Annotated in this window: 24 protein-coding genes and 1 riboswitch; of the genes, 1 reads left to right on the top strand and 23 read right to left on the bottom strand. The window is 26.5% G+C overall.

Annotated elements, in window-relative coordinates:
* Positions 1–120 precede the first annotated feature (120 nt).
* The 5 genes from BUB01_RS04170 to BUB01_RS04150 all read right to left on the bottom strand — a co-directional run bounded on the left by BUB01_RS04170 (position 121) and on the right by BUB01_RS04150 (position 7,029).
* Positions 121–2,397 (bottom strand): HAMP domain-containing sensor histidine kinase, encoded by a 2,277-nt coding sequence (locus BUB01_RS04170; RefSeq protein ID WP_072985434.1) that lies wholly within the window; start codon positions 2,395–2,397, stop codon positions 121–123.
* On the bottom strand, positions 2,375–3,082 hold the full coding sequence (locus BUB01_RS04165; RefSeq protein WP_143152450.1) for a response regulator: 708 nt from the start codon (positions 3,080–3,082) through the stop codon (positions 2,375–2,377). Before BUB01_RS04165 ends, BUB01_RS04170 begins: the two co-directional genes overlap by 23 nt.
* Positions 3,083–3,468: 386 nt before the next feature.
* Positions 3,469–4,905, bottom strand: a complete 1,437-nt coding sequence (locus tag BUB01_RS04160) for a HAMP domain-containing sensor histidine kinase (RefSeq protein ID WP_072985432.1) — start codon at positions 4,903–4,905, stop codon at positions 3,469–3,471.
* On the bottom strand, positions 4,902–5,582 hold the full coding sequence (locus tag BUB01_RS04155) for a response regulator transcription factor (RefSeq protein ID WP_072985431.1): 681 nt from the start codon (positions 5,580–5,582) through the stop codon (positions 4,902–4,904). Before BUB01_RS04155 ends, BUB01_RS04160 begins: the two co-directional genes overlap by 4 nt.
* 115 nt (positions 5,583–5,697) lie before the next feature.
* Positions 5,698–7,029, bottom strand: a complete 1,332-nt coding sequence (locus tag BUB01_RS04150) for a hypothetical protein (RefSeq protein ID WP_072985430.1) — start codon at positions 7,027–7,029, stop codon at positions 5,698–5,700.
* 188 nt (positions 7,030–7,217) lie between these two features.
* Between BUB01_RS04150 and BUB01_RS04145 the strand changes: the two genes are divergently transcribed.
* Positions 7,218–8,036: a MerR family transcriptional regulator gene (locus BUB01_RS04145; protein ID WP_072985429.1), complete on the top strand. Its 819-nt coding sequence runs from the start codon at positions 7,218–7,220 to the stop codon at positions 8,034–8,036.
* A gap of 62 nt (positions 8,037–8,098) precedes the next feature.
* Here the strand turns inward: BUB01_RS04145 and BUB01_RS04140 are convergent, their stop codons facing one another.
* From BUB01_RS04140 to BUB01_RS04065, 18 genes are all read right to left on the bottom strand, one after another.
* Positions 8,099–9,586, bottom strand: a complete 1,488-nt coding sequence (locus BUB01_RS04140) for a DUF4179 domain-containing protein (protein WP_072985428.1) — start codon at positions 9,584–9,586, stop codon at positions 8,099–8,101.
* 1 nt (position 9,587) lies between these two features.
* A complete protein-coding gene (locus BUB01_RS04135) occupies positions 9,588–10,151 on the bottom strand; it encodes a sigma-70 family RNA polymerase sigma factor (protein WP_072985427.1) in 564 nt (187 codons plus the stop codon).
* 157 nt (positions 10,152–10,308) lie between these two features.
* On the bottom strand, positions 10,309–10,512 hold the full coding sequence (locus BUB01_RS22840; RefSeq protein WP_143152449.1) for a hypothetical protein: 204 nt from the start codon (positions 10,510–10,512) through the stop codon (positions 10,309–10,311).
* A 70-nt stretch (positions 10,513–10,582) separates the two neighbouring features.
* Complete coding sequence (gene thiE, locus BUB01_RS04130) at positions 10,583–11,227, bottom strand: thiamine phosphate synthase (protein ID WP_072985426.1); 645 nt, start codon at positions 11,225–11,227, stop codon at positions 10,583–10,585.
* The gene (thiM, locus tag BUB01_RS04125) at positions 11,217–12,053 is read right to left on the bottom strand and encodes a hydroxyethylthiazole kinase (RefSeq protein WP_072985425.1); all 837 of its coding nucleotides are present in this window, start codon (positions 12,051–12,053) and stop codon (positions 11,217–11,219) included. Before thiM ends, thiE begins: the two co-directional genes overlap by 11 nt.
* Positions 12,032–13,246 (bottom strand): putative hydroxymethylpyrimidine transporter CytX, encoded by a 1,215-nt coding sequence (gene cytX, locus BUB01_RS04120; RefSeq protein WP_072985424.1) that lies wholly within the window; start codon positions 13,244–13,246, stop codon positions 12,032–12,034. The genes thiM and cytX overlap by 22 nt, the downstream gene beginning before the upstream one ends.
* Positions 13,239–14,063, bottom strand: a complete 825-nt coding sequence (gene thiD, locus BUB01_RS04115; protein WP_072985751.1) for a bifunctional hydroxymethylpyrimidine kinase/phosphomethylpyrimidine kinase — start codon at positions 14,061–14,063, stop codon at positions 13,239–13,241. Before thiD ends, cytX begins: the two co-directional genes overlap by 8 nt.
* A 2-nt stretch (positions 14,064–14,065) precedes the next feature.
* A complete protein-coding gene (gene thiW, locus BUB01_RS04110) occupies positions 14,066–14,572 on the bottom strand; it encodes an energy coupling factor transporter S component ThiW (RefSeq protein ID WP_072985423.1) in 507 nt (168 codons plus the stop codon).
* A 231-nt stretch (positions 14,573–14,803) separates the two neighbouring features.
* A riboswitch (TPP riboswitch) is annotated at positions 14,804–14,915 on the bottom strand.
* Between the two features lie 51 nt (positions 14,916–14,966).
* Entirely contained in the window at positions 14,967–15,839 is an 873-nt protein-coding gene (locus tag BUB01_RS04105) for a VanZ family protein (RefSeq protein ID WP_072985422.1), read from the bottom strand.
* A 16-nt stretch (positions 15,840–15,855) separates the two neighbouring features.
* Positions 15,856–16,179, bottom strand: coding sequence for a PadR family transcriptional regulator (locus BUB01_RS04100; RefSeq protein ID WP_072985421.1), 324 nt, complete (start codon positions 16,177–16,179; stop codon positions 15,856–15,858).
* A 130-nt stretch (positions 16,180–16,309) separates the two neighbouring features.
* A complete protein-coding gene (locus tag BUB01_RS04095; protein ID WP_072985420.1) occupies positions 16,310–17,023 on the bottom strand; it encodes a hypothetical protein in 714 nt (237 codons plus the stop codon).
* Positions 17,024–17,044: 21 nt separating this feature from the next.
* The gene (locus BUB01_RS04090; protein ID WP_072985419.1) at positions 17,045–17,467 is read right to left on the bottom strand and encodes a hypothetical protein; all 423 of its coding nucleotides are present in this window, start codon (positions 17,465–17,467) and stop codon (positions 17,045–17,047) included.
* A gap of 50 nt (positions 17,468–17,517) precedes the next feature.
* Positions 17,518–17,664 carry a hypothetical protein gene (locus BUB01_RS23080; RefSeq protein WP_159433204.1) on the bottom strand — a complete coding sequence of 49 codons (147 nt, stop codon included), beginning with the start codon at positions 17,662–17,664 and terminating at the stop codon, positions 17,518–17,520.
* A 21-nt stretch (positions 17,665–17,685) separates the two neighbouring features.
* Positions 17,686–18,318 carry a hypothetical protein gene (locus BUB01_RS04085; RefSeq protein ID WP_072985418.1) on the bottom strand — a complete coding sequence of 211 codons (633 nt, stop codon included), beginning with the start codon at positions 18,316–18,318 and terminating at the stop codon, positions 17,686–17,688.
* A gap of 53 nt (positions 18,319–18,371) precedes the next feature.
* The gene (locus tag BUB01_RS04080) at positions 18,372–18,983 is read right to left on the bottom strand and encodes a hypothetical protein (RefSeq protein WP_072985417.1); all 612 of its coding nucleotides are present in this window, start codon (positions 18,981–18,983) and stop codon (positions 18,372–18,374) included.
* A 31-nt stretch (positions 18,984–19,014) separates the two neighbouring features.
* Positions 19,015–19,686 carry a hypothetical protein gene (locus BUB01_RS04075; RefSeq protein ID WP_072985416.1) on the bottom strand — a complete coding sequence of 224 codons (672 nt, stop codon included), beginning with the start codon at positions 19,684–19,686 and terminating at the stop codon, positions 19,015–19,017.
* Between the two features lie 17 nt (positions 19,687–19,703).
* Positions 19,704–20,558 (bottom strand): ABC transporter ATP-binding protein, encoded by an 855-nt coding sequence (locus BUB01_RS04070; protein WP_072985415.1) that lies wholly within the window; start codon positions 20,556–20,558, stop codon positions 19,704–19,706.
* A 135-nt stretch (positions 20,559–20,693) separates the two neighbouring features.
* Entirely contained in the window at positions 20,694–21,068 is a 375-nt protein-coding gene (locus tag BUB01_RS04065; RefSeq protein WP_072985414.1) for a GntR family transcriptional regulator, read from the bottom strand.
* Positions 21,069–21,228 lie beyond the last annotated feature (160 nt).

The raw sequence follows: 21,228 nt of genomic DNA, 5'->3' as shown, positions 1-21,228 counted from the left end.
TTCACCCCTTTTAAAGTTTCCTCAGCTTTTATTATAACCAAATATATGTACTTATACAATTAACTTTATAAAAATTTTATCTGTTAAATTAAAACAAAAAGAAGGCAATCACGCCTTCTTTTATACGTTATAAAATACTACTGTAGCCTTAAATAAATCTCCATCTACTTCTAAATCCAGTTTTCCATTTTGAAGTTCCATTATACTCTTTGCTATAGCAAGACCAAGCCCCGACCCTTCTGTGTTTCTAGATAAATCTCCCCTTTTAAATCTTTCAGCTATTTCTGTAGCATCAAAATTCATCTCATAAGCTGCTATATTCTTCATAACAAGCTTAATGGAACTTTCTTCTTTTATTAAATCAATATATACTCTAGTACCTGCTAAAGAATATTTTAAAATATTTTGAATAAGATTCTCAAAAACTCTATAAGTTCTTCTACCATCTCCCATGGCATAAATTTTTTCAACACCCAAATTCACTTTAAAATTAAGTCTCGAAGTTACTATTTTCTCATCTAATTCTGCTAAAGTTTGCTTTAGAAGCTCTGTTATTTCAATCTTTTCTATATTCATATCTAAAGCACCACTAGTAGCCTTTGATGCTTCAAACAAATCCTCGATAAGCGCCTTAAGTCTTTGAGACTTTCTATCTAAAATAGCAATATAATCATTAGCTTTTTGTGATTCTAACTCTTCCTTCTTTAATAAATCTACATAGTTAATTATAGATGTTAACGGAGTTTTTAAATCATGAGATACATTGGTTATAAGTTCACTCTTCATTCTCTCACTCTTCATTTCTTTTCCTAACGCATCTTTAAGCCCTGATTTTAAATTGTTTATATTCTTAGCAAGCTTTCCTAAAATGTTTACTCCTTTTTCTTCAATAGTATAATTCAAATCACCTTCTGAAATCTTATTAGTTCCATCTAATATCTTATTTAAATGTTTCATGAACTTAAATCCATAAAGAAACAAACATCCAAAATATGACAAAGTATAAAGTATAAAAACAATTATCAATGTATCATGCCAGCCCCACATATATAACTCGCTTGCAACTACTAAAGATATTAATATAAATATAAAAGTAAATACAGCAAAAATTATAAATTTAAACCTTGTATCTTTATAATCTAAAATATCTTTAATAAATTTTCTACATTTCTTAAATAAGACATATAATAATATCTTTTGTTTGAACTTTTTACTTTTCATAATATCTTTAAGTGAATTTATAAAGAATACTAATAAATAATATTCAAAAATTATATATAAACTTAAAGCTATTAAAACTTCATAATGAATCCAATTTGAACGCCAACCAAAAAAGCTATAAAGTATTTCTGTAAACATTAATCCGATATAAATTCCACCGCACTGCAATCCTATATCAAGCTCAAAATATAACCACTTGTATATCTTTTGAAGTTTACTCTCTTCTTTAACTTTACTAAATACCAAAATAGCTAAACCAAGTATACATGCTAAAACTGCTCCTTTAACAGCATATCCTATTACTTTACTATTTTTAGTATATAGATCATATTTATCTTTGTTAGAAGCATATCCACTTCTAGCTAAATCATCCTCTTTAACAAATATACCCATCAACTTTATTTTATTTTCTTTAAGAGCATTTATATCATCACTATAATAATTTAAGAATTTATCAAATGCTTTTTTATCATAACTGCTTTCATTAATCTTAGTACTATCATCTAAATTTTCTTTTCTTAATACAATAAAGAAGTCATTACTTTTTTTATATTCATATTTAGTTTTATCTATTATATAATCAGCATCTGCTTCTTTAATATTAGTAAACGTTCTACCATCTTCAGTTATCATTATATATTTTACAGGTGTTTCATGATAACGCCTAATACTACTTTTAAAGTTATCTTCTTTTGACTTTTCTAAATTTTTTCTTACATCTTCTTCTGAAGTATAATAATGTTTCTTTACATCATTTAATTCTTCTTCTCTTTCTTTTTCTATTTCTACGATTCTATCTGTATATTTTTTCTCTATAGCCTCTTTTTTTAAGCTATCATATGCCCTATTAACATTTGAAGCATGGATTTCATAATCTTTATTATAATCTTTAAAAGCACTTTTAACCTCATAGTCAGTAAACAAATCCGTTGACTTAATATTATCTAAAGAAATTACCTTTTCTTTTCCTTTATAAAAGTCTAAAGTATTAAGCATAAAATTTTGCTCACTACCTAAAAGACGATAAAAATCAGATGTTTCATAAAAACTTTTTGCATCTGCGTAATTATATGTTGATAAAATAGCTACGTACGCTAACATTGTAGAAATACTTATTGCAACCATAAATATTCCTATGAAGCGAACCAATTTGCTACTTCTCAATTTTGTAACCAACACCCCACACCACCTTTAAATATTTCGGATCTTTTGGATTTATTTCTATTTTTTCTCGTATTCTTCTTACATGAACTGCCACTGTGTTTTCACAGTTATAACCAACGTCTCCCCATATTCTTTCATAAATTTCATCTGACGAAAATACTCTCCCCCAGTTACTCATAAGAAGTTCTAAAATCTTATATTCACTAGGTGTAACTTTTATAGCTTCATCATCTACAGTAACTTCTTTTGTTAATTTATTTAATACTAATCCATTGCAAATCAATCTATCCTTCTCTTTTTCTTCATCAATATTTTTAAAATTACCAAGCCTTATATATCTTCTTAAATTGGACTTAACTCTTGCTATAAGTTCTAACGGATTAAATGGTTTTGTTATATAGTCATCTGCTCCCATGTTAAGTCCTAATATCTTATCTGTGTCTTCTGACTTTGCAGAAAGCATTATAATAGGAATATTTTTTTCTTCCCTTATTTTAAGAGTAGTTCTAAGCCCATCCATCTTTGGCATCATTATATCCATAAGTATTAAATGAATCTCATAAGTGTTTAACAAATCTAAAGCTTCTAAGCCATCATATGCTTTATACACATTTATCCCTTCATTACTTAAATAAATTTCTATTGCATCAGTTATCTCCCTTTCATCATCTACTACTAAAACATTGTACTTCATAATTTTCCCCCTACTAACAAAATAACCTTTTTTTCTCTCCTATTATATCACCTCACATGAAATTAATTAAGTTCAATTATTTTGTATGCTTTTATAATAAATCATAATTCTTTCAAACTCTTTAACTAAATTCTTAAGAAATTCTTTCAATTTTAAATAAAAAAATTACACTAATTGAAAGATTAATAACTTTCAACTAGTGTTTATACTACTTTTCTAAAAGTGCTATTTTCATTCCTATTAACGTAAAAATAATTCCTTTTCCTATATTTATTCTTTTATTTAATTTTTCATTATTTAGTAAGTTTTCACCGATAAATCCCGCAAATATTGCTATTAATTTAAAAATAGATAATTAGAAATATGCTCTTGACTATCTATTTAAAACATCAATTAATTTTATTAAAAACTTTGATTACAAATTCTATACTTCCATCTATTAATTCAAAACCTATTTCACCATTGTTACTTTCTATTAGTTCTTTACATATATAAAGTCCTAAACCAGAACTGCTTATATTTATATTATTATAATTATACTTTATAAAGGGACTGAATACGTTCTCTTTGATATTTTCTGGAATAATACCACAGGAGTTTTTAATTTTCGCAACAACATATTTCTTTTCTTTATAACAACTTATCCGTATAATACTATCACTAGTATACTTAATAGCATTATCAATTAGATTTATTATAACCTTAACTATTTCTTCTTCAACACCATAACATATCACTTTTTTAAGATCTTTAATCACAGATATATTTTTTTCTTTTATTCTTATATCCATCTGATTTATAATATCCTCTATAATGTTATTTATATAAAAGTTACTAAAATCTCTTTCCCGCTTTATCTCATTTCGTGATATATCTAAAACATTTGAAACTAAAGAATTCATTCTTTTACTTTCAATTAAAACTCTATCTAATACCCTTTTCTTAGTTTCATAATCTAAATCATCTTCTTTTAAAAGTTCTGAATAACCTATAATTGCGGCAAGAGGTGTTTTCATTTCATGAGTTGCATTATTGAAAAAATCTCTTGTAACCTTTTGCATGTTATAAACCTTTTCTTTTTCAGTATTTATACTATCTATTTTTCTTTCTATTTCCTTTTTCATAAAATCAAAACTTTTAGAAAGACTTTGTATCTCATCATTACTGTTTATTATAATATCCTCTGGATAAACCCCTATTGCAAGCTTTTCCATGTTTTTAGAAAGCCTTTCCAGAGGCTTAATTGATTTATTTAAAAAAATATATAATACGGCTATCAATATTATAAATAGTAGTAATTCTATATAAATAATTCTCTTTATTATATCTATATTTTTTTTATATTCTTCATCATAACTTTTTTGTAATATTAAACTTCCAATATATTTTTCACCAGTATAAACAGGATATATATAACTCGCTATAGCCTTACTATCTTTCATCTTAAAATTTAATAAAACCTTTTTCCCAAAGCTTTCTTTTTCTAAAGCTTCAGTAGTTTGTCTATCAAGTTCTTCTCCTCTAACTTCTTTAAATTTATTATTAGAAAACTTAATGTAAATATTAAAATTACTAATAATATCATTTTCATATCTCCATACTTCATCATAACTAAACTCTGAATTTTCTTCTAATAGAAGCTTATTATTTATATTATTTACAAAAATAGCCTTAATACTTTCTAATTCCTTTTTAATACTATTTTCTAAGCTTTTATTTAAAATATCTGCAAGAATAAAATTTAAAGCTATTAGAAAAATAGTTATTACTATTAAACTAAAAAATATTATTTTACCTTTTAAAGATTTGAAACCTCTTTTTATCATCTCATAACATATCCTATTCCAAAGACAGTCTCTATAATCTTGTCTTCATTCTCTTCTAATTTAGCTCTAAGCCTTCTTATATGAACATCCACAGTTCTAGTATCTCCTGCAAATTCAAATCCCCATACCTTGTCTAATAAAGCTTCTCTAGAATGTACAACATTTCTATTTTTATACAAGTATAAAAACAAATCAAACTCTTTTCGTTTTAAATCCAACGCTCTATTGTCTTTTATTATTATTCTACTTTTCTCATTTACTTTTATATTATCAGTTACCTTTTCAAAGCCATCCTCTATCATTGAAGTGCTTTTTTGACCTCTTCTAAACATAGCCTTTACCCTAACAATTACCTCTCTAATATCAAAGGGCTTTATTATATAATCATCTGCTCCAAGTTCCATTCCTAATATTCTATCCATAACATCTCCTCTGGCAGTAATCATAATTACTAAATACTTGTCCGAAATCTGTTTGCAAACTGAAAAACCATCAATATCAGGTAGCATTAAATCTAATAAAACTAAATCTGGTTTAAAATCATCAATTATCTCTAAAGCCTCTCTGCCATAAAAAACACTTTTAACTTCATATCCTTCTTTATTTAACGTTATAGTTAATATATCATTTATAGAATATTCATCTTCTACAACTAAAATCTTTTTATTATTATTCATAAACTTCTCCCAAACAAACCTTATAAAAAAATAATAGATTAGTTTGTATTTCTATTATTTCTTTTCAATAGGATTTTACTATTCTTTCTATTTAAAATCAAATTAGAAAGTATATTTATCTTTTAATGTTTACAAATTCATAGGTTGTACGCCAGTTCTCTAAACTATTTATTTCAGGAACAGCCAAATATCTGGCTATAAATAGCTCATCTCCTTTTCTATTAACAGTGATCTTATTCCATATATATAATTCATTCTCCTTATCCATATTTTTTAGTTTATGAAATATCTCTATCTTATTATTTTTCATTTGTGCTAAATACACATCCTTGTAACTGCTCTCTTCCCTATTATCTCTAGCTTTTATTTTCATCTTATAACTTTTTGATAACACTATTAAGTTTTCTTTAGGATAATAAGCTTGTATCGTTACGTTCTCATCCTTATTAACCTTCATTAAAACTGTACTCTTATTATTTTTAAAACTATAGTTTATTATTTGATTTTCAGAATACTTTAAACTTGTTATTGCTATAGTATCCTCATCTACAATAACTACTTGTTCTCTTCTAATCTCACCAATATCTCCAATATCTATATTAGAAAACTTCTTAAATTCTATTTTATTATCATTTATATCTAACTTATAACAATTTGCATTTTTATCTATAGCTATAAAGCTATCTATAGACTTAATATATATAATTTTTATAATCTCTGTATTTATGTTATCTGATTCATATAATTTATTTTTTTCCATATCCAAAAGCTTTATAAAAATTTTATTATTATTCCCTTTATCTGTAAACTTTGAAATAATTTCATTATCATTCCCTTGCTTTATAAATTCTGTAAAGCTATATGCAGCAATGAAATTTTCTCTTCCCTCTACTATTTCCTCAAAATTACTAGTTCCATAACTTCCATTTAAGTTAAAAAGTTCTTTGTACAAGTCCTTAAATTTAACAACTTGCTTTTTCTCATTACTTTTTTCATAATCTATATAATTTAAATATGAATTTCCGTTATCTTCATTGTAATTTTTAAGCATACCAGAATATACTAGTTTCCCATTATTTTCTTCTACTAAACTTTCTACCTTTTTGTTAGTTTCTTTAAATACTCCGTTTTTATCTAAACTATAAATATTAGGTTTTGCTACTCCTAAAAAACCATACTCTTTTGTTCCATTATAAATTATTTCTGCATCATTTAATCCTATAGTTCCTAATAACATATCTCCATCATAAAAAGTACTAAAAAATCTTTCATCTTTTTTTAAATTTAAATCTAGAAGTTTTTCTTCTACTTTTACTGTATTATTATTAATAGCTAATTGCTCTACCTTAACATCTTCACTTAAAGTAACAGTTTTATTCATACTACACCCGCAAATTAAAGTTGAACTTACCACTATAGCTATAATATTCTTAAAAAGTTTATTCATTTAAATCCATCCCCCTATTCTTTAATTCTATTTTACAATTTAGTTATTACTTAAATTAATAAAGTTGTTACCAAATTGTAAAATAAAATTTTTTATTGACTCTCCCGTTACTGGAGATATTATGATTAAATTGTAAGTAAGGTATACCAATCTTAATAAAAAATCCATGTGCACATAGGAGAGATATAATGTTTAAAATAGGTGATTTTTCTAAACTAAATAAAATTTCTATTAAGACTCTTAGATACTATGATGAAATAGGTCTATTAAAGCCTACAAAAATTGATACAGAAAGTGGATATAGATACTATTCTGCAAATCAGATCTTAAGGCTTAATAAAATAGTAGCATTAAAAAGTTTAGGTTTTTCCTTAAATGAAATTACTGAAATAATCTCTAATGACTTATCTTCTGATATAGTAATTTCAATGTTAAATTCAAAGAGATTAGAAATTGAAGAAAACATAGAAAAGGAAAAAGCAAAGATTTCCGGGCTCAATTTATTAATGAAACAAATTCAGGAGGATGATTCAATTATGTTAAAATATGATATCGTTATAAAAAATATAGATTCTTTTAAGGTTGCTTCAGTAAGAAATGTTATAGATGATTATAGTAAGCAACATTCTTTATGGTTTGAACTTAATAACTATTTAAATTCTTGTAACGCAAAGTTAGGTACTAGATGTGCTTCAATTTATCACGATACTGGTTATAAAGAAAAAGATGTTGATATTGAGGTGGTTAAAGAAGTTCTAACATCAACACCTGAAAATGATAAGGTTAAAGTGTATGACATGCCAGAAGTTGAAACTATGGCTTGTACAATTCATAAAGGAAGCTATGAGAACTTTTCTTTAGCCTATACAGCTATCCTTAAGTGGATTGAAGAAAACAGCTATACAATTACTGGCCCTAATAGAGAAATATATATTGAAGGTGAATGGTCAAAATCTAACCCAGATGATTACATTACAGAAATTCAAATTCCAGTGAAAAAAGCTTAAACTAAAATCTTCATAAAATTTAAGTGATATTCTTTTATAGAATATCACTTAATAATTATTCTTTAATTTAATTTTATATTCTTTGCATTTTCCATATCTAAACTATAACTATTATCATAATCTAAATACATTAAATAGTCTTCTTCATTAACATTTTCAAAATTTAAATCTAAATTACCTTTTATATTATAATTTTTTATATCTGTATATTCGTCTATTGGTTGCTTTATTTTTATGTTTTCAAATTCTTTATTTTTTACTGCGGTTAAATATTTATCTTTATCATCTACTATAACTAAATCCATTCTCCTACCAATATCCATACCTTTAAAGCTTATATTAATTTTCAAATTATTTTCTTTATTTTCTAAAGAATTTATAACTATAGATTTATCTTTACCTTCCATAAGTTCCATATTAGTCTTTAAATCTTTTATTTTTATAAATCTAAATTTGGCAGCTTCATTTGGACCCATCTTTGCTTTTACAGGTATTATTTTCAACTCTGTAGGTATAGTCTTTAATCCATAAAAAATTTGTTTGGATTTAACTAAATCTTCGCCATTCTTATTATCAACTCCATATCCTGAACCACCTAATGCAAATAGCTCTTCATCGTTCGCTAATATCAACCTGTTATCCGAGAAGTTATTTTCAGTTGTTATATCAGATACTTTATTATTTTCTAAATATTTATTAAGTTTATCTTTATTTGTAATTTGTGTTACCTCCATTTTAGACTCTATAGGGTTTACTGTAAATTTATCTATCTTATATCTTTGAATATCATTAAAACTTATTTCTCCTAAATCTCTAAAAGTCTTACTATTATCCATTAATTCTTTTTTAGATTCTTTGAATTTAAAAGACCATTTACCATCTATCCCATGTATATTATTAATATTCCACTCAATGTTAATATCTTCACCCTTATTATCCTCTAATTTATAATCTGTCAAATCCCAACTTGTTGTACCTATATACTTTTCCTTATTATCATTTTTTTCTATCCTTTTATCATAACTGCTATAAATATCATTATCAAATTCATGACCTTCTAGTTTTCTTTTTTCATTTCCATTTATTTTTTTACCATTTACAGTAATATCAGTAGACCATATTTTCACGCCATATTCTAAAGGTGTTTCGGTATCGAGTTCATAAGCTAAATATAAATTAGAACCATCATAAACAACTGAATTTAATTTTATTGAAATTTTATTATCTGTTGTAGTTAAATCAACGCCCTTAGAATACCTTTTGAATTCTGAATTATATATTCTACTACCTTCAAAATATTTTATAGTATCCGTAATTGCTTTAGCAAAAGTTGGATTTGCTATTCCTACAACACCAAAAATCAAAATAGCTACTCCTGCTGTTTTACCTATTGTTTTTAAAGATTTAATTTTAAAATTATCCTTTTGTATTTTACTACTAAGTTTATTTTTAATTCTCTTTTTAGTTGTCTCTGGCATATTTATGTCCATCTTTTCATACTTACTTGTATCTATATCAATATCATTTAATAATTCATATATATCTTTCATTTTATAGCCCCTCCACTAAATCACTTTTTAGCTTGTCCTTTAGAACCTTACGACCTCTACAAAGTCTAGTATTTACATTGCCCTTTGTTATATTAAGTTCAGTGGCTATCTCTTCAGAAGAATAACCTAAAAAGTACTTTTTAAGAAATATAGTCTTATCCGGTTCACCTAAAGAATTTATAGTTTCTATTAATTCACTTCTGTTTTCTTTAAGCAAAATTCTATCTTCTACATCCTCCTTAGAAAATAAAGTTACATTTTCAACCTCTTCAAAACTAACTTCATTATGTTTTTTTCTCATAAAATCTATAGCCTTAAATCTTGCTATAGCACAAATCCAGCTTTTAAACTTATCCTCTTCTCCACTAAACTTATCTATATTGTTCCATATGGAAAGTAAAACATCATTCATACATTCTTCAATGTATCCTTCATCCTTAAAAGATTTTAGAACTGAATAAATTACCTTATATAATAAATTCCCATATTCATCTATAACGTAATTTATAGCTTTAGGATTTCTTTTTCTAAGTTCTGCTACACATCCTTTTTTTCTAGAAAACATATTTTGTGCTCCTTATATTCTGTATTTAAAGATATCTTCACTTAATAAAACGAAACTTCATATGAATTGATTACAATTTTTTAATATTATACCATAAATATTTTTTATGATACTTACAGAAAAAAGTCACTTCATACAAATTTAATATGAAGTGACTTTAAAGTTTTATAGGAATTTTAGATGCTAACTTTAGTCCTTTTCTAAGAAGGGATTCAACTTCTCCACATGGAGTTGCCCCCATTTTTACATAAAACTCTTTAGACTGTAGACTTATAACTGTTTGATTATTATTTATAAATTTTTCGTTCACACTGTAAATAGATTTAAACTTATTCATATAATCCGAATCATATACACACATTATATTGTTAATGATAATTATACTATCAACTACAATATAATGTATATAATTAACTATTTTCTAAACATACTCACTGTTTAGAAAATAGCTTATGCTTTAATATATCCATAAGTTCTTTACTTGCTTTAATTATATCCCTTTTTCCAAGTATAGCTGATATTATAGCTACTCCATCTATATTAGTTTCTTTTAATTTCTCAATATTGGTTTCATTTATACCACCAATAGCTACCACTGGTATTTTTACGCTTTTCTTTATATTTTTTAAAGTATCTAAAGTTACACTTCTTGTATCTAGCTTACTATTAGTTGCAAACATAGCTCCTACTCCTAGATAATCGGCTCCATTCTTTTCAGCTATTATAGCCTCTTCAAGTGTAGCTACTGAAATCCCTATTATTTTTTCATTCCCTAAGATCTCTCTTGCCTTTAAAAGCGGCATATCCTTTTGCCCTAAATGAACTCCTGCTGTATCTATAGCTAAAGCTATATCTAATCTATCATTTATTATAAGCGGTACATTTTTACTATCTGTAATAGCCTTTAGCTCTTTTGCTACATTATAAAAATCCCTTGTATCTATATCTTTTTCTCTAAGTTGAACTAATCTTACTCCACCTTCTATTGCCTCAGTTACTGATTTGTTTAAATCTCTATCCTTTAATATTTTTCTATCTGTAACTAAATAAAGACTATAGTCTACATTATCCTTCATTAATCTTAACTCTCCTTAAAATTATTTCTTCATTTAAATTGCATATTGCATCTAAAATCCCAACCTTTAAACTACCAGTACCACCATTAACCTTATCTAAATTTTCAAAAGCTATTTCTCCTGCAAGTCCCATAACTGTAACACCTGACAAACTAGCTAGTAAACTATTGTTAGTTGCTGCCATAAATGAACCTATAAGAGCTGTACACATGCAACCTGTACCAGTAACTTTTGCCATTGTACTATGTCCATTTTCTACAGTATATAAAGTTTCTCCATCAGTTATAATATCTACTGCTCCTGTTATAGCTATTGCGGCTTTAATATTTTTTGCAAAGCTTTTTGCCATAAGTTTTATATCTTCAATATTATTACTTTCTAAAAATATTTCTTCTGTGCTATCCACACCTTTTGTCTTTCCTTCTATTCCATTAAGAATTTTAATTTCTGATAAATTTCCTCTGATTACTGATATCTTAACTTCATCTAAAATTCTCTTAGCAGTATCAGTTCTATATTTAGTAGCTCCTACTCCTACTGGATCTAAAACTACAGGTATATTTAATTTATTAGCTGTCTTACCTGCAAGTATCATAGAAGCTATAGTATTGCTATTTAAAGTTCCTATGTTTATAACTAAAGCTTTTGCTATACTTACCATATCTGAAACTTCTAAAATATCATCTGCCATAACTGGTGAAGCACCTAATGCTAATGTTATATTTGCACAATCATTTACCGTAACATAATTTGTTATCTGATGTACTAGTGGTTTTTCATTTCTTACTTTCTCAAGTAACTGAGCTATTCTCTTACAAGCTTCCATTTATTCACAACCTCCCAAGAAATTTTATATAGTACTCCTGTTATAATCATTACTGGCAATGTAGCACCTATTATCAAATCAAATTTTATAAACACATAATATAAAACAACACCCATTACCCAAACTAAAAATGCTCCTAAATTTATCTTCATATTAATTTTAGCTTTAATATCCGATTTTATAATAAAGTATTCTGTTATAAGTACTGCAAATAATGGCGCAAAAACCGAACCTATAGCATATAAAAAGCTTTCATAATTCTCCATTTGAACTACAATCGCTAAAACTGTTCCTATTCCGGCCATAATAAGCCCTATAGTTTTTTCATCTAACTTCTTTGTTATATTTCTAAAAGATATCCCCGCAGAATACACATCCATAAAAGTTGTAGTTACAGTTGATAAAACCACTATTAAAAGTGCAGTAACTCCTAAGTTTACAGCTAACATAATAGCTGAAGGATCTGAATTTTGAGATATTATAGCTGAAGCAAGCCCTATAATAAACATCCAAGCACTACCTATAAAATATCCTAAGAAGCTACCTACCCCAGCTGATTTTTCATTTTTTGCAAATCTTGTATAGTCTGCTATTAAAGGTAACCATGAAAGAGGCATAACTACACTAAGCTCTATAGCTCCTCCTATTGTCATTTGACCTTCTACTGTTTTGTTAAGCAAGCTTCCATCCTTAAATATTACAAATCCTAAAATTAATGTTAATATAAATAGAAGCATTACAGCTATATTATTTATTTTCTCAATTCCAACTTTACCAAAGGCTATCCATAAGGCTGTAAGTAAACCAATAAATAAAGCACAAACTATAAAGTTATCAACATTCCAAAGGCTTTTAGTTATTAAATTTATTGAAGTAGCAGAAGACTTTATCATAACTGCTGTCCACCCAATTAATTGAAGTATATTTAATACCGAAAACAAATAACTTCCATAACTTCCAAAAGCTATTTTAGTAGATTCCATAGCTGTTATTTTTTCTCTATATCCTATTATTCCACCTAAAGCAAAAATTGTAGTTCCTATAAGATGTCCTATTAATATAGTAGCTAACCCTATTTTAAATCCAAGTGGAGCTATAAGCCCTCCTGTAAGTATTTCTGCAATGGATACAGCTGCTCCAAACCATAAAAACACAAAAGTAAAAAATCCAAGTTTATCATTAGTTTTATTCACAACTTTTTCCGCCCTTCTTGTATAGTTCATAAAAATGATTTGTAGGACCTACTCCATGTCCAATATCTAAAGAATGTTTTATAGCTATAGTTATATACTCTTTTGCCTTCCCTATAGCTTCTTTTACTTCCATACCCTTAGCTAAATTTGCAGCTATTGCTGAAGATAAAGTACAACCTGTACCATGAGTATTTTTTGTATTTATTCTTTCAGATTTAAAATAACTTATATCTTTACCATCAAAAAGAACATCTGTAGCTTCTCCTACACTATGTCCTCCTTTTACTAATACAGTTCTACTGCCTAATTCACATAATGCTCTTGCAGCCTCTTCCATATCCTTTATAGTTTCTATAGTAATTTTCTCACCTTTAACTTCACTTAATATTTCTTCTGCTTCTGGAATATTAGGAGTCAATACATCTGCAAGTGGTATAAGTTCTTTAATTAAAGTTTGCTTAGAACTTTCTTTTAAAAGAGAATACCCACTTTTAGATACCATAACTGGATCTATTACTACATTTTTAGCTTTATAAGTCTTAAGAGCTTCACTTATAGCAACTATAGTATCTATCTTTGAAACCATACCAACCTTTACTCCATCTACTTCAATATCTGTAAATACTGCATCAAGCTGTGCTTTTACAACCTCTTTATCTATATCTTGAACCATAAAAACACCTTGTGTATTTTGTGCAGTCACTGCAGTTATGACACTCATTCCATATACATAATTTGCACTAAAGCTCTTAAGATCTGCTTGAATTCCTGCTCCACCTGAACTATCTGAACCTGCTATTGTTAATACTTTTTTTATCATTATTTTATCTCTCCTCTAAAACCAACTATATTTAAAACTTTAGATGCTTCTAACGCTTTAAGTAATAAATAAGCTATTAAGCTTCCTCCAACTGTACTTATCAAAAATGGTGGTATAAAATATAATGCTCCTACACTTTTACCCATAATTAATTTAGCCATTAAACATGCAACCCACCCACCTAAAATTCCTGTTCCAAAAACCTCACCTAAAACAGCTAGTATATTTTTCTTAGTCTTCTTATAAATAATTCCTGCTAAAAAAGCTCCTATCATACTTCCTGGAAAAGCCAAAATAGTTCCTACACCTAATATATTTCTTAATAATGAAATGCTAAAAGCAACACATAAAGCATAGCCTGGACCTAAAATCACAGCTGCTAAAACATTAATTATATGCTGTACTGGAAAACATTTTGCTCCTCCTACCGGTATGAAAATAAGATTTCCTGTAATTACCCCCAAAGCAATCAACAAACCCGAGAGTGTTAATTTTTTTGTTTTCATAAACAATTCCTCCTTTTGTTACTTGTAAAAATAACAATTAAGATTTTACTGTGATAGCCAAATCATAACTACTTAAATTCAAAATACAAAATTAACAAGTAGATAAATTCATGCTGTAAAATTAAAATTTTAACTCTATCTTAAGATTTGACTTTTCACTTAAGGAATTTTTGCCACAAAAAAAGTACGAACCCATAGGATTCGTACTTTACGTTACTAAAACAAAATACTAGATTAGTAGCAAACAACTTCCTACGCTGGCATTACCCAGTTCAGGTTATAGGGTCAAAGAATATCGGTTCTTAATCTCAGCTGGCCAAATCCAGCCCCCCTGTGTCCTAAATATTTATTTTTACAATTTCATAATATCATATTTAAATATTATAAGCAATATTTACCTAACTTTAAAATAATTAGTCTGCTTCTTATTTAAAATACAATATAATCCATAACCTATAATAGTACCTAAAATATATTTAATTAGACTCTCTGTGTATATGAATCCACCAAATCTTCCAGTATAAGCTTTAAAGGTTTCAAATATAGCCTGAAATATAAATATTCCTATTGGTAATATACTAATTTTCTTAATTGATTTAAATTCATTAAAAAGCATAGGCGTTAATAATCCTAATGGTATAAAACATAATATGGTTCTTACCAACCCTAAAAGTACAAACTGTAAAAAATAATAATCTTGAGTTTTTATACATTCTACTAGGTTAGAAAATGGAACTAGGTTTATATAAGGATATTTTGACTTACTAAGGTCAGCATAACAATCTAAAGGAAATATTATTCTACCTAAAATATTTATAAAACAAATTATAAACAATCCTTTTATAATTTCAATCTTCTTATCAATCTTTATATTTCTTTTATGTTTTAAATATATATCAGTTCCTTGATATATAAAATATATTGGAAGTAAAATTAAAAAAGCAAATGGTCTATTTAGTCCATCTAAATGAACTAATTCTCTAAATATTAAAATTGAAGGAATTATAGTTAATGCTAAAACTAATATCTTTATAAATCTGTCCCTTCTAACTGTTAGTACTTCTGAAAATTCTCCAATAATCTTTTCTTCTCCAAACCTGTCTACAGCTATTTTTATACTTTCTTCTTCTGAATGTCCCTTAGCTTGTAAATCCTTTATATTTTCCATTAAATGATTTCTTATCTCTGCTTTAAAATCCTCTAATTCATTATCTTCCAAACTAAAATTATTACATATAGAATTTATGTATTTTTCTACACTTTTCATAATAAACTCTCCCCTTTTAAACCATCAACTTATCTATTACTTCCTTGAAGAAGCTCCACTCAGATTTTTTTATATTAAGCTGTTCTTTTCCCTCTTCTGTTATATTATAATACTTTCTCCGACCACCATTAGTATCGTCATTCCAATATGAAGTTACTAACCCCTTTACTTCTAATCTTTTTAACACCACATAAAGTGTTCCTTCCTTCATTTCAAACGTATCATTACTCGATTCTTTTATTTTTTTCATAATTTCATACCCATATCTATCTTGAGTAGAAATACAATTTAAAATTATGCTCTCAATATAACCTTTTAATTGCTCTTTATTTATTTCCATATACTACCTCCTAATATTAGGATATCACTGCACCCTTACAATGTAAAGTATACTATATTGTAATAGTTAAATAAATTTTTCATATAAAAAAAGTTGCTACCTAAGTAACAACTTTTAAAAGCCTGTTATTTTATAACCACTCTAAATCTACACTCTCATATATCTTTTTTAATATTATAAATACTAAAAATCCACCTACCAAAATAACTATAATTAAACCTGTTATAGCTAAAATTTGTTCATTGAATAATCTCTGTAATACATTCACTATAAAGTTATAACCTGATTCTTTTATATTTAAGCCAGTTATTCTTGAAATAAAGTTCACTATAATAGGAGATATTAGATATGAAAAGACTACAAAATAAAATCCTTTTTTATTAAACTTAAAAACTAACCCAAAAACATATACAAAAATAGGTAGCATAATAACTAGTCCTACTAAAAATAATATATGGTTAAAGCCTAGCATTATAACATTATAATTAGGTACTATAAAATTAATTATATATGCTCCAACAAAATTTGAAACACATAAGATTATATAAAACATAATACAACTTATTAACTTACTTAAGATTACATCGCCTCTAGTTACTGGATATTGATTTAAGTATATTTTTTCTACATTTGATATATGTGAGTTTGCAATAATAAATGTTACACCTATATTGAAAAATATACCCCACTGAAAGAAAATCAAACTAGTAATAATTTCTCTGTCGGTTCCACTTAAGTAAGCTGTCATTTCTGTAAGTGGAATATTAAATAAAACACCTAAAACTATTATTATATAAATATCTCTTTTATATCTTTGTAAATCTCTAAAAATAAGACCTTTCATAAAAATCATTCCTATCTTAAATTATTTTACTACTGAATATCTATCAAATATTTTAAACGAAATTATATATGACAAAATTAAACCTATACCTGCTAACACACCATATAATATTAAACTTGTACCATCATCTATTTTAAAATTAAAATAACTACTAAAAACAATTACAAAAAAATATATTATTCCATTACCCAAATTATAGTTAATCCTAATACTAGTAAAAATATAAATAACATTAAGTACACTTAATAAGATTCCGCCTTCTATAGTGGATTTTAACAAATTAAAACTGATATTTCTAAAATCATAAACACCTGTTTTATATTTAAAAGTAAAATAACTAACTATAAACACAGTAATAAAAAACACTACTATATTTACAAAACCCATTAAATATGAAGCATTTATCCTATCCATTTTTGACACTGGCATATTAATACTTATCATACTACGCTTTCCTATAAATATAGTGATATAAGCAAGTCCCGAAATAATAATTATTTTTCTATAAAAATATAAAAATAAAAATATTCATTTTTCTCTATTAAAATTAAACATATAGTTGTAATAATACTTATAATTAAAGGTACAACTATCATTGAATATTTATATCTATCAATAGAAACTTTTATTAATTTCCCCATGTAAATCCCTCCATAAAGCTATTAAACACACGGCTTTTTATTAAATAATAGTAATACTATTTTATAAGAAATATAACTTAAAAGCATTGTAAGTCCTATACTTATTAATAAATTATTTTTAACAATAAGCCATACATAATCCACGCTAATAATTTTAATACGATGTTCTATATAAAATAATACAGCTGCCAATATCATCCCCCAATTTTTATACAGTATTATTAATGGCAAGATTATCAAAACTGTAAGTGTAAGAAATAAAAATTCTTGAATTCCTAATATACTTAACCTTTCAAACTGGACTGCATTTGCGTTATAAAGTTTAAATACAACAATACGTACACACATATTTATAAATGTATAAAATACAAAATATATTAATGAACATATATAATATTCTTTTATTATGTCTTTCTTTCTAACTGGCATAGAAAATATACTTGTCTCTCTACTAAATTCTGTGATTATAAGCATCCAAAAAAATATAATTTGCTGATAAATAAACAATTCACTAGCATTATATATACTATCTACTTTGCCTTTATTACCTATAGTCTCTAAAAGGGAGACCGTCAAAATAATTATTGGTCCCATTAACATAATAAGTTTAGAGGTTTTATTCTTTTCCCATACTACTTTACAAAGAGTAAACATTTTATCACCACCATTTTTTCACTACAAACTTTACTTTAAAAAACACTATATGCTTATTCAATGCAAACCTTTCTTTCAAACAATATTAATACTATCTTATATGAAATATACCCAACAAACATTGTCAAGCTTATACTTATTAGCATGTTATTTTTTAAAATTGAAAATTCATTATCTAAAAACCAATTTATTGGAACATAAAATAAGAACAAACTCATAAGCCCAATCCATCTTTTACACAATATTCCTAACGGCAATATCATCCAAACTATATTTATAAGAAATAACAATTCCTGAACTCCCAATATGCTTAATCTTTCAAAAGGAATTTCACTTGCATTGTACAGTTTAAATACCACCATACGAACACATATATTTAGCAATGTGAAAATTATAAAATATAATAATGAAAATATATAGTATCCTTTTATTATATCTTGCTTTCTAATTGGCATAAAAAATATACTTGTCTCTTTTCTAAATTCTGCAATTATAAGAACCCACAAGTATAGAATCCAATAGTACATATAGAATGAAGTATACATACTATCTATTTTATATTTATTAGTTGTAGCCTCAACAATAGCTATTATTAAAATACCTATTACTCCCATTACTACTAAAGCTTTATTCTTCTCATATAATATTTTGCAAAGCGTAAACACTTTATCACCACCATTTTAAATTATAGTAAAGTCACTTTATTACTGAGCATCTACTAAAGACAATACTTGATGCCTTATAAGATATAACTCCAATCACTAATGCTATTAAACATAGCCCTATTGCATAACTATTTATTTCTAAGATAGCTTTTATATTCTTAGAAAAGTATCCTATTAAACTAACTTCTAATATTACTATCAAACTACCATATACAAGACTATCAGAATCTTGATTTATTTCGTGATATATCTGAAGTGGAATAAATGAAGATATTATTATACTCGTTAAAGCTACACGCTTACAACAATAAAACAAAATACTTATAAATGCTACAGTGTTTATATCTTTATTCACTAAAATAATATCAATGATGATGCTTTCTACAATAATGTTAAAAGTTACATACCCAAAGATAATTAGAAATGATGAATTCAATATATCATTCTTTTTAATAGGCATAATACTTAAAGTATTATCCTTTAAAAAATATTTAATTACATAAATTAGTATCAACAAAGAAAAGGCTAAATTGGGAAAAGAACCAATATCTGTTGAAGTTAACATCTTATTTTCTTGTAATTGTAACTTCATACTTGAATAAATATCAGAACTATCCATATATATACTTAATAAAGTAAGCAAAAAAATAACTATTATATGATAAACATATTTTTTAAAAAATCTTTTTAAAACTACTCTCATATCCTCATACCTCTTATCTATTTTTTAACCATATGGCACATTACATCTTCAATACTAGGTTCATCTATTACTACATCCTCACCATAAAATTCTCTTATTAATTCCTTATTTGTAGTTAAAGCTTCAACTCCAAATCTGTTTTCTTGTATATCTACAAATAGCTCTCTATGTTCTTCTTTTAACAATCCTTTTCTACACTTAACAACACCATACTTCTCTAAGATAACATCTCTTGATTCTGAGAATACTATTTCTCCATTATTTATGCATGTTAGATAGTCTGCTATTCTTTCTAAGTCACTAGTTATATGTGTTGAAAATATTACCCCTTTATTCTCATCCTGCATAAAATCATATATCATATCTAAAAATTCTCTTCTTGATATAGGATCCAAGCCTGCTGTAGGTTCATCCATAAGTAAAAGCTCCGCATTGTGACTTAATGCAACTGCAATGGAAAGCTTCATTTGAGTCCCTTTAGACATTTCTCCTACCTTAGTCTTTTGTGGTATATTGAATTTTGTTAAGTAATTTGAGTATTTTTCTTGTTCCCAGCTAGAATAAAGCATTTTAGCTGTTTTACCTATACTTTTTGCAGTATCATAAGGATTAAACATTCCTTCACCATATATAAAACCTATCTTATCCTTAATTTCTCTTTCATTTTCAATATTATCAAGACCAAACACCTTAATCTCACCATCATTTTTACACATAAAATTCATTATAAGCTTAAGTGTTGTTGTTTTACCTGCACCATTTGGCCCTATAAGTCCCATAACAAAGCCTTTTGGAAGCTTAAAGCTTATATTTTTAAGTTCAAAATGCTTAAACTTTCTAGTTAAATCATTAATTTCTAATATATTTTCCATACAAAAATCCTCCATTACTCCCCATCACTATCTTCTAATTAATTTCTATTACCAACTATAACTTTTTATAAGCTTTCAACTCTCTACTACTTCCAAATAATTGTCCATTGTCACCTGTAAATTGTCCATTTCTAGCTAAAACTCCTCATATATTACATCTACAAACTCCTTAATCTCTTCCTTCGAAAGTCCTATAGATTTCCCTTCATCAATAGCCTTTGTAATATATTCTTCAACCTTTTTCATTCTCATTTCTCTTATCATATCTTTATTTTTTATAGCTACAAAGGAACCTTTACCTTTAACTGTTTCTATGAAGCCACTTCTTTCTAACTCTTCATAAGCTCTTTTAGTAGTTATCACACTTATTCTCAGTTGCTGAGCTAAGTTTCTTATAGACGGAAGAGGTTCTCCCTCCTTTAAATCGCCTGAGATTATTTGCGTCTCTATTTGTCTTACTATTTGCTCATATATAGCTACTCCAGATGAATTTGAAATAATTATATCCAAAATTTCACCTCCCGTTAATATTATATATACTGTATATATCTTATATGCACAGTATATTCTCTCAGGTATTTTTTGTCAACTTATTTTTTAACTTTTTATACCAAATCCCAAATGTAAAAAAGTCCAAGAAAAAATAATCTCTTATCTTTTCTTGAACTTT

Origin of the sequence: Clostridium cavendishii DSM 21758 (genome assembly GCF_900141845.1) — a bacterium.
GTDB classification, from domain to species: Bacteria; Bacillota; Clostridia; order Clostridiales; family Clostridiaceae; genus Clostridium_AG; species Clostridium_AG cavendishii.
This window is presented reverse-complemented; position numbering and strand designations above follow the sequence as displayed.

What these genes read in the sequence shown, in the direction of transcription:
- thiW (WP_072985423.1), bottom strand. Translation starts at nt 14,572, where the DNA reads ATGAAAACAAAAAAATTAACACTCTCGGGTTTGTTGATTGCTTTGGGG.
- BUB01_RS04160 (WP_072985432.1), bottom strand. Translation starts at nt 4,905, where the DNA reads ATGATAAAAAGAGGTTTCAAATCTTTAAAAGGTAAAATAATATTTTTT.
- BUB01_RS22840 (WP_143152449.1), bottom strand. Translation starts at nt 10,512, where the DNA reads ATGTGTGTATATGATTCGGATTATATGAATAAGTTTAAATCTATTTAC.
- BUB01_RS04075 (WP_072985416.1), bottom strand. Translation starts at nt 19,686, where the DNA reads ATGAGAGTAGTTTTAAAAAGATTTTTTAAAAAATATGTTTATCATATA.
- BUB01_RS04145 (WP_072985429.1), top strand. Translation starts at nt 7,218, where the DNA reads ATGTTTAAAATAGGTGATTTTTCTAAACTAAATAAAATTTCTATTAAG.
- BUB01_RS23080 (WP_159433204.1), bottom strand. Translation starts at nt 17,664, where the DNA reads ATGGGGAAATTAATAAAAGTTTCTATTGATAGATATAAATATTCAATG.
- BUB01_RS04070 (WP_072985415.1), bottom strand. Translation starts at nt 20,558, where the DNA reads ATGGAAAATATATTAGAAATTAATGATTTAACTAGAAAGTTTAAGCAT.
- BUB01_RS04100 (WP_072985421.1), bottom strand. Translation starts at nt 16,179, where the DNA reads ATGGAAATAAATAAAGAGCAATTAAAAGGTTATATTGAGAGCATAATT.
- BUB01_RS04095 (WP_072985420.1), bottom strand. Translation starts at nt 17,023, where the DNA reads ATGAAAGGTCTTATTTTTAGAGATTTACAAAGATATAAAAGAGATATT.
- BUB01_RS04135 (WP_072985427.1), bottom strand. Translation starts at nt 10,151, where the DNA reads ATGTTTTCTAGAAAAAAAGGATGTGTAGCAGAACTTAGAAAAAGAAAT.
- BUB01_RS04085 (WP_072985418.1), bottom strand. Translation starts at nt 18,318, where the DNA reads ATGTTTACTCTTTGTAAAGTAGTATGGGAAAAGAATAAAACCTCTAAA.
- BUB01_RS04105 (WP_072985422.1), bottom strand. Translation starts at nt 15,839, where the DNA reads ATGAAAAGTGTAGAAAAATACATAAATTCTATATGTAATAATTTTAGT.
- thiE (WP_072985426.1), bottom strand. Translation starts at nt 11,227, where the DNA reads ATGAAGGATAATGTAGACTATAGTCTTTATTTAGTTACAGATAGAAAA.
- BUB01_RS04150 (WP_072985430.1), bottom strand. Translation starts at nt 7,029, where the DNA reads ATGAATAAACTTTTTAAGAATATTATAGCTATAGTGGTAAGTTCAACT.
- BUB01_RS04155 (WP_072985431.1), bottom strand. Translation starts at nt 5,582, where the DNA reads ATGAATAATAATAAAAAGATTTTAGTTGTAGAAGATGAATATTCTATA.
- BUB01_RS04090 (WP_072985419.1), bottom strand. Translation starts at nt 17,467, where the DNA reads ATGATAAGTATTAATATGCCAGTGTCAAAAATGGATAGGATAAATGCT.
- BUB01_RS04140 (WP_072985428.1), bottom strand. Translation starts at nt 9,586, where the DNA reads ATGAAAGATATATATGAATTATTAAATGATATTGATATAGATACAAGT.
- thiM (WP_072985425.1), bottom strand. Translation starts at nt 12,053, where the DNA reads ATGGAAGCTTGTAAGAGAATAGCTCAGTTACTTGAGAAAGTAAGAAAT.